Source organism: Gracilibacillus timonensis, assembly GCF_900086715.1.
Classification (GTDB): domain Bacteria; phylum Bacillota; class Bacilli; order Bacillales; family Amphibacillaceae; genus Gracilibacillus; species Gracilibacillus timonensis.
In genome coordinates this window covers 267770-280330 of record NZ_FLKH01000012.1, presented here as the reverse complement: position 1 = coordinate 280330, position 12561 = coordinate 267770, and the positions used below count along the sequence as shown (strand labels likewise).

Annotated in this window: 12 protein-coding genes; 2 read left to right on the top strand and 10 right to left on the bottom strand. The window is 40.3% G+C overall.

All coding sequences use genetic code 11. The features are described 5' to 3' along the window. Nucleotides 1-97: 97 nt before the first annotated feature. From BN6556_RS12360 to BN6556_RS12345, 4 genes are read right to left on the bottom strand one after another with little or no spacing between them, the layout of a single operon-like run. Nucleotides 98-2134, bottom strand: a complete 2037-nt coding sequence (locus tag BN6556_RS12360) for a beta-galactosidase (protein ID WP_066191891.1) — start codon at nucleotides 2132-2134, stop codon at nucleotides 98-100. Nucleotides 2135-2156: 22 nt separating this feature from the next. Next, entirely contained in the window at nucleotides 2157-2984 is an 828-nt protein-coding gene (locus tag BN6556_RS12355; protein ID WP_187374479.1) for a carbohydrate ABC transporter permease, read from the bottom strand. Further along, on the bottom strand, nucleotides 2984-3901 hold the full coding sequence (locus tag BN6556_RS12350; RefSeq protein WP_392388593.1) for a carbohydrate ABC transporter permease: 918 nt from the start codon (nucleotides 3899-3901) through the stop codon (nucleotides 2984-2986). Before BN6556_RS12350 ends, BN6556_RS12355 begins: the two co-directional genes overlap by 1 nt. 57 nt (nucleotides 3902-3958) lie before the next feature. Beyond that, nucleotides 3959-5269, bottom strand: a complete 1311-nt coding sequence (locus tag BN6556_RS12345) for an ABC transporter substrate-binding protein (RefSeq protein WP_066191889.1) — start codon at nucleotides 5267-5269, stop codon at nucleotides 3959-3961. A gap of 134 nt (nucleotides 5270-5403) precedes the next feature. Here BN6556_RS12345 and BN6556_RS12340 point away from each other — a divergent pair, with 134 nt between their 5' ends. Then, complete coding sequence (locus BN6556_RS12340; protein WP_066191887.1) at nucleotides 5404-6651, top strand: helix-turn-helix domain-containing protein; 1248 nt, start codon at nucleotides 5404-5406, stop codon at nucleotides 6649-6651. Between the two features lie 102 nt (nucleotides 6652-6753). On the opposite strand, the gene BN6556_RS12335 is transcribed toward BN6556_RS12340, so the two are convergent. Beyond that, the gene (locus BN6556_RS12335; RefSeq protein ID WP_066191885.1) at nucleotides 6754-6996 is read right to left on the bottom strand and encodes an IDEAL domain-containing protein; all 243 of its coding nucleotides are present in this window, start codon (nucleotides 6994-6996) and stop codon (nucleotides 6754-6756) included. A gap of 154 nt (nucleotides 6997-7150) precedes the next feature. Here BN6556_RS12335 and BN6556_RS12330 point away from each other — a divergent pair, with 154 nt between their 5' ends. Next, nucleotides 7151-8041 (top strand): cation diffusion facilitator family transporter, encoded by an 891-nt coding sequence (locus tag BN6556_RS12330; RefSeq protein WP_066191883.1) that lies wholly within the window; start codon nucleotides 7151-7153, stop codon nucleotides 8039-8041. A 412-nt stretch (nucleotides 8042-8453) separates the two neighbouring features. On the opposite strand, the gene BN6556_RS12325 is transcribed toward BN6556_RS12330, so the two are convergent. From BN6556_RS12325 to BN6556_RS12310, 5 genes are all read right to left on the bottom strand, one after another. Continuing rightward, nucleotides 8454-8981 carry a GNAT family N-acetyltransferase gene (locus BN6556_RS12325; RefSeq protein ID WP_066191880.1) on the bottom strand — a complete coding sequence of 176 codons (528 nt, stop codon included), beginning with the start codon at nucleotides 8979-8981 and terminating at the stop codon, nucleotides 8454-8456. 408 nt (nucleotides 8982-9389) lie between these two features. After that, the gene (map, locus tag BN6556_RS12320; protein WP_066191879.1) at nucleotides 9390-10151 is read right to left on the bottom strand and encodes a type I methionyl aminopeptidase; all 762 of its coding nucleotides are present in this window, start codon (nucleotides 10149-10151) and stop codon (nucleotides 9390-9392) included. Nucleotides 10152-10434: 283 nt separating this feature from the next. After that, nucleotides 10435-10536 (bottom strand): YjcZ family sporulation protein, encoded by a 102-nt coding sequence (locus BN6556_RS21700; RefSeq protein ID WP_078060086.1) that lies wholly within the window; start codon nucleotides 10534-10536, stop codon nucleotides 10435-10437. 123 nt (nucleotides 10537-10659) lie between these two features. Continuing rightward, a complete protein-coding gene (locus tag BN6556_RS12315) occupies nucleotides 10660-11412 on the bottom strand; it encodes a (S)-benzoin forming benzil reductase (RefSeq protein WP_066191877.1) in 753 nt (250 codons plus the stop codon). A 10-nt stretch (nucleotides 11413-11422) separates the two neighbouring features. Further along, complete coding sequence (locus tag BN6556_RS12310) at nucleotides 11423-12556, bottom strand: trans-sulfuration enzyme family protein (RefSeq protein WP_066191875.1); 1134 nt, start codon at nucleotides 12554-12556, stop codon at nucleotides 11423-11425. Between the last annotated feature and the right edge of the window lie 5 nt (nucleotides 12557-12561).

Genomic DNA, 12561 nt, shown 5'->3' with positions numbered 1-12561 from the left:
ATTTCTTTAGTTTTTGTACATTCTCATTCATCAGAAAATGCAGATCGCTTTTTTCTACATCTTCTCAACATCAAGCTTTACTTAAAATAATGTGTTTCTACCTCTCCAACACCAATACATCAAAAGGGGCCAAGGTATACTTATTCGTTAGATGGTTGCCTGTAATCGCATCGGTAAAGTCTTTCTTAATCCCTACTGTTTGAGGAGCATCGGCATAGTTTAATAAGAAAACGTAATCCCTGCCGTCTTTCTTGCGGATCGATAGTTCCACTTGTTCAGGCAATTCGAATAGATCTTGATACCTGTTCAAACCAAATTCATCGATCAGCTGACTGACTAAAGCTTGGTTAAACACCCCGCCAAAGTAATAACACTCCCCTTGTCCATAAGTGCGTTTCACCAACGCCGGTTTGCCTGCAAAATGGGCATTCGTAAAGGTAGCTAATACATCGACTTCCTGGTGTGGGCGTAATACCTCATTAAAGTCATTGGCCTCTACCTCATAGGTATTCTGCAGCTGAATGCCAGGAGTTGGTTCAAATTCAGCCACTCTTGTAAATTCTTCCACCGTCACTCCTGCCAATTCCGCTAGATAGCCAGGGAATTCTTTCATGTAGACCTGACCCGTTTCATCTTTGTAACCCGAACGGCAGCCAAAAATAATTTTCCCACCTTGTTCGACATAGCCCGTAAACAGTTTGGCATGTTCTTCCGTTAGAATAGCCGGATGAGGGTAAACTAACACCTTATATTTTTTCAAATCTTCCAAGGTGGTGTCATTTGTAAAATCATATATATCCATCGGTACATGATTATATTGCAAAGCCTTAAACCATGCTTCTTTACTCTTGGATTCATAAGGTCCAACCCAATTATCAAATGCTCCATCCCATTCGTTATCATAATTGTTCAAATAGGCAATGTCTGCTTGATAAGTAGAGCCGGCAACCTTTCCTAATTGCTGTAATTCTTTACTCACTCTGTCTACTTCTTTGACACGACGATTCGGAACATTATGGTAATCATTAATACCATGCCAATAGATTTCGGTTCCTTTCGTCGCTGTTCGCCATCTGAAATACAAGATCATATCTGCCCCGTGCGCAATCGATTGGTAGGTCCACAAGCGCAGCTGACCGGGTTTTGGCGAAGGTTGTTCAATTCTTGTCGTCCAGCCGCCAGGTCCAGATTGCTGCTCAAATATGGCAAAGTTAGGAGAGATACTTCGTACCATGCTCAAATTCCAACTCCATTTACGATCTCGCAATGGTTTTTCAGAATCATCTTGACTGATCCTGCCAAAGTTTGGGTACGAATCATAAGCATAGAAATCTAACAAGTCATCGGTCATTTGATGATTATTCAAGTTACCGAACATGCCATTCGTGGTTACCCATTGATTCGGTGCATGTTCACGTAAGATGTCTGCCTGCAATTTGGCAAAAGAGATCGCACTATCTGAGAAAAAGCGCTTTTCATCCAAAGCATGATGCGGGTTTGGTGAATCAGGAACCGTCTTACGTGTTAAATAAACTTGATCCCAGCTAGTGTAGGTCTGATTCCAGAAAACCGTACCCCATGCTTCATTCAAATTGTCGAGTGATTGATACTTATGCTTGGCCCATTCTCGGAAAGCATCATGATCCGCCTTCGAATAAAAAACATCGGTTTCACAATTTAGTTCGTTATCAATTTGCCAGCCCACGATAGCCGGATGATCATGAAAATGTTTGGCCATTTCGGTCACGACAATCGCCGACAGTCTCCGGTAATTTTCTGAATTATAATTATAGTGGCGGCGCGCCCCATGTTGATAAGGTATGCCATCTTGTGTCGCATTTAAAGCATCAGGGTATTTCTCTGTCAGCCAAGCTGGTGGTGTAGCCGTTGGTGTCCCCATGATGACCTTTAATCCGAATTCATGCGCCTTGGCAACGGCACGATCAAATAAATCAAACGAAAAGATGCCTTCTTCTGGTTCAAAAATGGTCCAGGCAAACTCGCCCATTCGCACATAGGTAAAACCTAGCTCTTTCATTCGCTTGTAATCATCTTCCCATATTTCTTCTTGCCAATGTTCCGGGTAATAACATACCCCTAATGTTAATTTGTCTTCATTTACTCGTTTCTTCATTCGAAAGTCCCCCTAAGATGTATTATTCTTTCACAGCTCCTCCTAAAATACCAGATACAAAATGTTTTTGCAGGATTAAAAATACTGTCATTACTGGTATAACAGAAATTGCTGTACCAAGCATTAATTGTCCGTAATCAATCGAGTTCAGCCCAGCGAGTGTGGATAATGCGACTGGTAATGTATAGTTATCTTGTGTGGTCATGACAATTAATGGCCACATAAAGTTATTCCATTGGAATGTAAACAGAAAGATTCCCACTGCCGCGAGTGCCGGCTTCATCGTTGGAAGTGCGATGCGGAAAAAAATATACAATTCTCCTGCCCCATCAATTCTAGCTGCTTCGATTAAGGAATCCGGTATACCTTTCATATTCTGCCTAATCAAGAATATCGCAAATGGATAACAAAGCTGTGGTAAAAACACCGCATGATACGTATTGATCCAATTTAAGGAACCAAATACTTGAAACAGCGGAATAATCGTTGCTTGATATGGCACCATCATAGCTAGCAAAATAGCGGCAAAAATGAGATTGCTTCCCTTAAATTTATATTTGGCAAAGGCATAACCTGCTGATGAACAGATAAACAAGCTTAACACCACAAATATGCCAGCAATAACAATGGAATTCATTAAAGCCCTTAAAATATCAATGGATTCACTCAACCCAATAAAATTCTCCACCAAATAATCGCCTGGAATTAATTTAGGCGGGAATGACAGGACATCCCCTGATGGATTCGTAGCTGCCACTACCATCCAGTAAAACGGGGCCAATGATACGACAATACCGACTAATAAAAAGGCGTGTAATCCAATTTTTTGCAGTAATTTTTTGTTTTTCATTAGTCATCATCCCTTGCTACTTTAAATTGTAACCACGACAATATCGCAATAAATAATACAATGATATAGGCGATCGCCGATGCATAACCAAAATCAAAATACTCAAAACCTTGGTTATACAGGTAATAGGTAATCGTTAACGTGGCATTATTTGGTCCACCATTTGTTAAGTTATATGGCTCATCAAACAATTGGAAGGTACCAATCGTTGACAAGATAAACGTAAACAGCAATACAGGCTTAAGCTGCGGTAAAGTAATAGTAAAGAATTTTCGTATATTGCTGGCTCCATCAATACTGGCGGACTCATATAGACTATGTGGTATCCCTTGTAATCCGGCTAGGATAATGACCATGTTATAACCTGTCCATCTCCATGTGGTGACAATGATTAAGGATATCTTGGCCCACGTTGCATCCGTTAACCAGCCGATCCGCTCCATCCCCATCGAGGTTAAGAGATAATTGATCAGCCCATAATCCGTATTGAGCAACAAGACAAAGATGATCGAGGCGGCTACTAAGGAAGTAACTGCCGGTGTAAAAAAGGCCACGCGATAAAAGCCTCTCATCGACAATAAAGCAGAATTTAAGAATACGGCTAATACCACCGCCAAAAATAACATGATCGGTACTTGAACGAGGAGGATAATAAACGTATTCCCCATCGCTTTATAAAACAATGGATCATTAAATAATCGGATATAATTGTCAAGACCGGAAAAGGTGTAAGCTCCCCCCGTTCTTGTTTGAAAACTTAAAATAAAGGAAGAGATAATCGGATACACCATGAATGCTAAAAATAATAGAACAGCTGGTGCGACAAAAATGTACGGCGCTGTTTTAGGTGTGATCAAGGCTTTTCTATCTTGTTTATTTTTCGCCATTTTTTCCTGTTGACTGGTTTGCAATGTCATCCCTCCTTGGGAAAAGACTGGCTGAGCATTTATGCCAGTCTCTTCGCGTCAGCTTGATTATTCGGACGTTTCTAATCCTGTTTGTTGTTGTGACTGACTTTGGCCATCACTTAACACCTGATCTGCCGCTTTGTCCTCTAATAAGAAAGACTCAAATTCACTTTCCATAATCGACCGAACTTCTAGCTCCCCTGGTGCGTGATTAACTGGTGGAATGTCTTCTATTGTTTCTGCAAATTTCTCAAAAAATGGCTGATTGTTAAAGTATTCCTGATCCTCAGAGAAGATAGGTTCATCATAAGCCGCTGTTAAAGACGGAAATAACCCTCTGTTTGTTAATCCATTGATTTGAGAATCCACATCAGTGGAAGCGAATTCAACAAAGGCATAGGCTGCTGCCTTATTCTCAGATGCTGATGGAATTGCTAGGGCCGAACCACCATCGTTCGCTGCTCGGTTACCACTTTCTTCAAAGGCTGGCAATTCAAATACGTCCCAGTTCCCAGATAATTCAGGCATTTGTTCAATCATTGTTCCACTCCACCATACCGCACCAGGGTGGTTTGCCACTTCCCCATTTTTCATGGCTGCCACTTGTCCATCCCAGTTATTGGTATATACTAAAAGATCTTCATCTCGCATTTCTTGAATCACTTCGATAGCATTGTTAGCTTCTTCGGAAGTTAAATCTAATTTTCCATCCTCCGTAAAGAAATAAGCCCCTTGCTGTTGCAGCATAATTCGGAATAAACCTTCATTATCCATACCTAAAAATGCTTTACCCGTATGCTCCACCACTTGTTTACCTGCTTCGATATAATCATCCCATGTTTCAATACTTGCTGGATCAACACCTGCTTCCTCAAAAACATCCGTACGATACATGACCCCAACAGGGCCTAAGTCTCTAGGTGCCGCTGCTAGCATACCGTCATCCGTTTTCAACCCTTCTACTTTTGATTCCGCGAACTTATCCTCGTGTTCATCAAAACCTAACTCATTTAAATCGGTTAAACCGTCTGGGAACTCGTTGGTAAAGGAATGAATCCGATTATTTTCTACTTGGAAAATATCTGGTAAGCCACTTCCTCCACTGGATAAACCTGCACTCACCTTTTGATACACTTGATCGACACCACTTTGTTCGATGTTGACGTTTACATTTGGATACTCCTCATTAAACGCTGGTACCACATCCTGCTCCAAATAGTTTGCTTCTAATTCCCAAGCCCAAATGGTGATATCCCCTTCCAAGTCTTCTGGATTGTCTGGCATGGTTACGTCTTCTGCATCGGTTGAAGAACCCCCACAAGCTGCTAAAAAGATAGTGAAAATGGCTACAAGTGTCATTAACCAATATTTTTTCATTTGTCATACACCCCTTTTTGTTTTAATCGCTTACAAGATATATTATAAAAACAATTTGATTGCATTTATGGTATAATTTCTACAAAAATAGAATGATATCATTTTTTATATCATTTTAACGAGGAGATTTGAAAATGGATCATCATTTAAAATATAGTTGCTATTTAGTCAGTGAAACGAACAATATCCCTATTTATGTATTAGATAAGCATGGTCATATCGAGTTAGATTTCTCTCTAAATGTGCCTCTCAATCCCTTATTCTCATCCAGACAAGAGCATATAAACAGTTTAACGATACAGAAACCCTCTGAGCTATTGCCCAAACTTTATACAAATGAATTTTTAGAACAATTTGTTCAAATACCAATTATAGTAAATGAGAGATATACTGGCTCCGTTATTTTAGGACCATCCATCTCTCCTAAACCTTCGGAAAATTTTTTAAAAGATATAATCAGCCTATACAAGTTATGGGATATTGAAACAGAGGTAAGAGAGTATTTTTATAATGTACCAGCGTTCAGTAGTTGGAAATTATTGCAAATAAGTATACTTACTTGTTATCTGATTTTCGAAAAAAAGTTTGAGATAGAAGAGCTAGCAAAACAGAACCTACTCCAGCCAGCTGTTTTTCAACGATACCAACAACCCGATAAAGAGGTGTCTGTTTTACTGCAAAATGAGGCTTTTCATCAAGACCCTATTTCCGAAAAAAGACTTTATCAATTTATTAAAGAAGGAGATAAGGATGGTTTGGTCTTATATAATCTAACCTTTCATCACAGATCGGATATTCAATTTGGCAAGTTAGCTAGACAGGGGGAACTTCGAAATCAAAAAAACTTAAAGATTGCTACCATTACACTAGCTACTCGTGCCGCCATAGCCGGTGGATTGCATCCTGAAGTTGCTTATACACTAGGGGATAATTTCATTCAAGAACTCGAAGAAATTCGAACGATTAAAGAAGTCGAAATGTTTATCGAAAATGCTCTTTCCGAATTTGCGGAAAGAGTAAAAAAAAGCCAAAAACAACGTTACTCCAAGCCAATAGGCGACTGCATCAACTATATTTTCACGCATATTTATGATGAACTAACCCTTTCCGTACTTGCAAAAGTGGTTTCATTAAAACCAAAATATGTATCTAACCTTTTCAAACAAGAAGTAGGTGTTCCAATAACCGAATACATTCAAAAAACCAAGATTGAAGAGGCAAAAAAATTAATGACATTCACGGATTACTCCTTAGCAGAGATTTATACATTGCTTAATTTCACCGATCAAAGTTATTTCACTAAGGTGTTTAAAAAGCATACAGGACATACACCTAAACAATATATGAAACAATGGATTGACATGGATAGCAATCTTTTATAATCGTGAAAACTTAGAAGCAATATAAAAAGAACAGACAACCTATTTGCCCGTTCTTTTTTTATGGAGGATATTCTTTTAACTTATGTGTTTGTCTACCATTGCTTATAGCTCCCAAATATATCGATATTCTTTTGTCAAGGTCTGAAAAGCTTCCTCATTACTCTGATCCAATGCTTGATTGATTGCCTCGTCCAGACGCGCTTTATTGCCTTGAAAACAAATATCGTCCAACACCATTTTAGCAGCTAAACGAATCTCGGAAGAAATTTCCCTTCTTGCCTGTATAACCTTTACTGGATTGCGGTCAAAACGTTGCAAATGATAATTCACCATATGTTTTTTCAACAAGCACGCCTCCCTTTCTTGCTTAGTTACTTACATATTCCCCAACCACAGACATTTCAAACATCGTTCTGTCTGTTCATTAGAAGAAGATAGTTGTTTCTGATGAACTTTATTTGGTAAACTGAGCTTATCATTGCTCTACTGGAGGATGTCTATGAATCAATATGATAAATATAAAGAAGGGGAAAAAGGGGCATGGTTAAGCATTATTACCTACCTTGTCCTCGCTTGCGTCAAACTGTTGATTGCCACTATCGGTAATTCTGCCGCCTTACGTGCAGACGGTCTAAACAATACAACTGATGTTATTGCCTCTGTAGCCATTCTTATTGGCTTGAAAATATCAAGGAAACCACCAGACGCTGATCATCATTATGGTCATTTTCGAGCGGAGATGATCGCCTCTCTTATCGCTGCCTTTATTATGATGACAGTCGGTCTCCATGTTTTATCGGATGCCATCCAAACGATGTTTACCGGGGAATTTCAACCACCAAGTATGTTGACCGCATGGACTGCTCTAGGAGCTGCCATCGTCATGTTTGCTGTATATCTATACAACCTTCGGCTTGGAAAGCGAACGAATAGTACTGCCTTGAAAGCGGCGGCTCGAGATAATAAATCCGACGCATTGGTCAGTATTGGGGCCTTTGTTGGTATTGTCGGCGCACAATTTCAATTGTATTGGCTGGACCCATTAGCTGGCGCCCTAGTTGGTCTTATTATATGCAAAACGGCCTGGGATACTTTTAGCGAAGCAACCTATACACTAACAGATGGCTTTTCACCAGATGAGGCAGAAGATATTAAAGCGACAATAGAGAAAGAACCCCATGTGCTGCAAATCAAAGATATCAAAGGCAGACTGCATGGTAACCAATCTTACATAGAGGTAACTATCTATGTTGATCCTGATATGACGGTAAAAGAAAGCCATAAGATAACCGATCAGATTGAAGATATTTTGAAACAAAAGCATGACATTCCTCATGCCCATATTCATATTGAACCTTTTGTGGAAGAGGACAAAGGACAATCCAACTAAATTCTTACGGACAGAATTTCGTGTCTTGGCAGTTTTTTGTCCGTGAGATCCATTCTTACGGACAAAACTTTGCGGTTCGACGGTTTTTTGTCCGTTAGATCCATTCTTACGGACAAAACTTTGCGGTTCGACGGTTTTTTGTCCGTGAGATCCATTCTTACAGACAAAACTTTGCGGTTCGGCGTTTTTTTGTCCGTTAGATTCATTCTTACGGACAAAACTTTGCGGGGTGCCCGTTTTTTGTCCGTTAGATCCATTCTTATGAGAAATTGCGTTCTTCATTGTATTCAAATCGGGGTAGCAATTATTCAGTATCTCCTAAACCGCAAAATTCCGACAAAGCAATTGGTCATCGCTCTTCTTCACTATTACCAAAAAGGACCATGGCTTCTACCCGCCGTGGCCCTCCATTTTATAATTTCTCCAATAACGCTGTAATACTAGGAAAACCATAAGCTGTTTCCTGGTAAGTCCCTGTTCCGATAGTTGTTTGTTCTTGTTCGATCTTCTCAGCTCCGAGTCGCAAGTAAAAATGATGGGTGGGATTATTCGTGAGCACCCAGATCAACAAGGAATTATAATTTAGTTCTTGCATCTCTTCTGCGAACGCTTTTAATAATTTCTTGCCGAAACCTTTTCCTTGGTAATCAGGTAATAAATAAATAGCTGAGATTTCTCCATCAAACCCAAAACGTTCAGTGCGCTCTTTTCCTCCAGCGATAAAGCCAACGATATCACCTTCTACCTCTATCACGGATACAGGTTGTTGCTTTCTGGATAACTTCAAAATCGTTTCCCAATAAACTTGATGATACTCTACTGTTGTGTTTGAGACATCTTGTTCATTAATTAAATCTTTGTAAGTTGCCTTCCAACTATGCACGTAAACCTCTGCAATCGTTTTGGCATCATTTATCGTCGCCTTACGAATTTGATACATCGTATTTTACACCCTAACCTTTTATTATGTGTAGAAACTGTTGTTTTTAAAATCATGTCTGCAAGCTGATGGTCATGCTGTATCCGGAAAAATAATGACCCTCCTTGTCCATTTTGTCTACATAGTTAATCAACATAGCACAAATGCTGATCATCACCACCATTGAACTATGCTTTCCAATCACACATGGCAACAATGGAAACCCTTCCAAATTGGTCAATAAATAAAATAGCTACTGTACAGAGCTTGTTGCATTAGTATCCCTGCTTAACAAGCGCTTCTGAAAATAGGCTCCGTTTTTCCTTAAGCTAGCCGGCCTGTTGGGCTAATACCTTGCAAATCACAAAATCAAAATCAGTGGATATTCCACCAACAAGCCGACTTATATTTATGTTATATTCAATTTATCTAATCTGTCAGCCCCTCTTGATCTGTCAAAATCATGGGTCCGTCACTGGTAATTACTAATGTATGTTCATATTGGGCAGATCGCTTTCCGTCCACTGTTCGTGCTGTCCAATTATTGCTATCCATCTTGCTTTGCCATGCTCCTTCATTAATCATCGGCTCAATCGTAATAACCATTCCTTCTTTCAATCGTGGCCCTTTCCCTGCTAAACCAAAGTGAGGTATTTGCGGATCTTCATGAATGGTTGGACCAATCCCGTGACCAGTGAAGTCACGCACAACAGAGAAACCTTCCGCCTCAGCATATTGCTGCACCGCATGGCCAATATCTCCAATGCGATTTCCCGGCAAGGCTTGTTCCATGCCCACATATAAAGACTGTTTCGTAACATCTAATAACTTTTTTGTCTTTTCATCTGGTTCACCGACACAGTAAGTCCAAGCGGAATCAGCCAATCCACCGTTTAAATTGACCACCATATCAATTGTGACAATATCTCCTTCTACCAGCTTTTCATCCCGTGGAAATCCGTGACAAATCTCGTCATTTACTGATGCACATGTTGCATACTCATAGCCGTTGTACCCTTTTTGCTCAGGTGTGGCTCCATTTGCCGCTAAAAAGTCCTCTACAAAATCATCAATTTCCTTTGTAGTAACACCTGGCTGGATGCGTTTGGAAATTTCCTGATGACAACGTGCTAATAACTTCCCTGCTTCTTTCATCATTTCTATTTCACGTTTACTCTTCCTTGTAATCATTAAACAAACTTCCTTTCTTACTCTTCTAACAGACCTTACTCCTTTAAAGTTTATCATACTTCGATCAAAAGTTGTGCTAAAAACTATTACAAAATCCAATCAGGTGCTTCACTGCCTTCTTGTTACGAAACTGAATCCGCTAATTAAACGCCTGTAAAAAGTATCGGATCAGCAAGGATGTATTTTGTGAACGAGATTTTATTTTACAAAAAGTATATACTGTTTTTCCTTATGCGAAAGAACCTGACAACACGTTGGTTTGTCAGGTTCTTCCCATCATATATTAATAGCCGCCATAACCCCAAGAAGCACCGATGATGATTAGAAGAATAAACAACACCACAACCAATGCAAATCCCGAACCGTAACCATATTGTCCGCTCATCAAAATCCCTCCTTTTCATACTTACACTTATAAGGTATGTCAAAAGGGAAAAAAAGTCCTTATTATTTAAAAAAATGGGTGGATACCTAATTATTTTTTGATGTACAGGCAAAAAGCGATCGGCTACAGTAGTTCCTTCACGCTAAGGTATTGCCCATTAACAAGATCCTCTGGCTTCAACAAGCGATCAACCAACACACGCGCGACTTTCTCTGTGCTGCGCAATTGATTATGCTGTTTATAGTCTTTGAATTGCTGTACATCGCTAAACTGACTCTCGTCGGAAGAGCGGATTTCTCCTTGCATATCCGTATCCATAATACTTGGGTCAAACAGCAGTACTTTTTTTCCTGTGCCAAGTTGTTCTTGTTCTAGAGCCACAGTTTGTGTATACCGATCCAATCCGGCCTTGGAACTGCCATAAGCACTCCAACCATAGACCGATCGATTCGCTGCACCAGACGTAACATGGGCAATCACACATGAAATATCAGACTCTCGCCAGCCTTGAAGCCACAGGTTGGTAATTATCATAGGAGACAGCAAATTCACATGGACATGTCTTGTTAATTCACCACTCGTTTGTTTCCCTACCTGCTCTATCGGTGTAACAACCGCTGCATTTTGCACTAAATATACAGCTTGCAGTGGTTTTGTTTTCAGATCGTCCATCACCTCTTGCAACTTCTGCTCGGTTTGCTGAAGATCTGCTAGGTCCACTGTCACATGATGATACTGGCCAGGAAGATCTTCATTGGCTAAATCCTGATTCTCATGCCGTGCCAGTCCGATGACATGGATAGAAGCTTGCATAAATAGTCTCGCAATCGCTGCCCCCAAACCTTTTGATGTGCCAGTAACTACCGCATATTTCATACGAATCCCCTCATTTCTGTGCTTGATCTAAGGCGTTGACAATCATGGTGATAATATCCTGTGCCTCTTCTATCCCTACCGAAATTCGAACGATCCCTTCACTTATCCCCAAAGCCTGTTGAGTGGTGGGTGGCATATTTCGATGAGAGGTTTTGGTTGGATACGACACACTTGTTTCTACCCCAGCTAGGGTGGCAACAATCTTCACCCATCCCAACGATTGAAAAAAAGTTTCTATATTTGCTGCATCACTTAGCTCAATCGTCACAAGCGCACCATTACCTTGTTCTGACAGAAAGGCTGGATAGTATACCTTTTGCACCGCTGGATGCCCTCTTAATGCCTCGGCCAAGGCGGACGCATTCTTGACATGCCGCTCCATTCTTACACTTAATGTCTTGAGGCCACGAACCGTTAGCCATGCCTCAAACGGACTGAGATTGCTTCCTAAGTTAACCATCTTTTCTCGCGCAATTGCGATTACATCCGCTTGACCAACAAGCACTCCTGCCGTAATATCACTGTGACCACCTATATATTTAGTTGCACTATGTACGACTAAATCCGCGCCTTCTACAAAAGGCTGAATCAAATATGGTGTGGCAAAAGTATTGTCTACCATCCATTTTAAATCATGCTTTTTGGCAAACTCGTTAGCTTTCGGCAAATCCTCGACACGTAACAAGGGATTGGTCAATGATTCTGTATACAATAAAACGGTATTATCCTGTAATGAGGAGGTTAAATCCTCTCCAAAATCTACAAAACTTACTTCAATGCCAAAGCCCGTTAACTCCTTTTCCAATAATTCATAAGTACCCCCGTACAAATCTTCTGCTGCGATAATATGATCACCTGCTTTAGCAACAGCTAGTATACCAACCAAAATAGCAGATAAGCCAGATGAGGTAGCGATACCTGCAGGTGCCCCTTCTAATTGCGCCACAGCAGTACCTAACTCATCTGTATTGGGATTACCAACCCTGGTATATAAATAGTCACGTTCTCCGCTGTAATAAGATTCCATATCCTCCAAGTCTTTAAATGTAAAAGCAGATGTCTGATGGATAGGGGTAACCTTTGTTGGTATCCCTTCTCGTTCCATCGTTACATGTACCGACTTTGTATCAAAACCTTGTTCCATTCTCT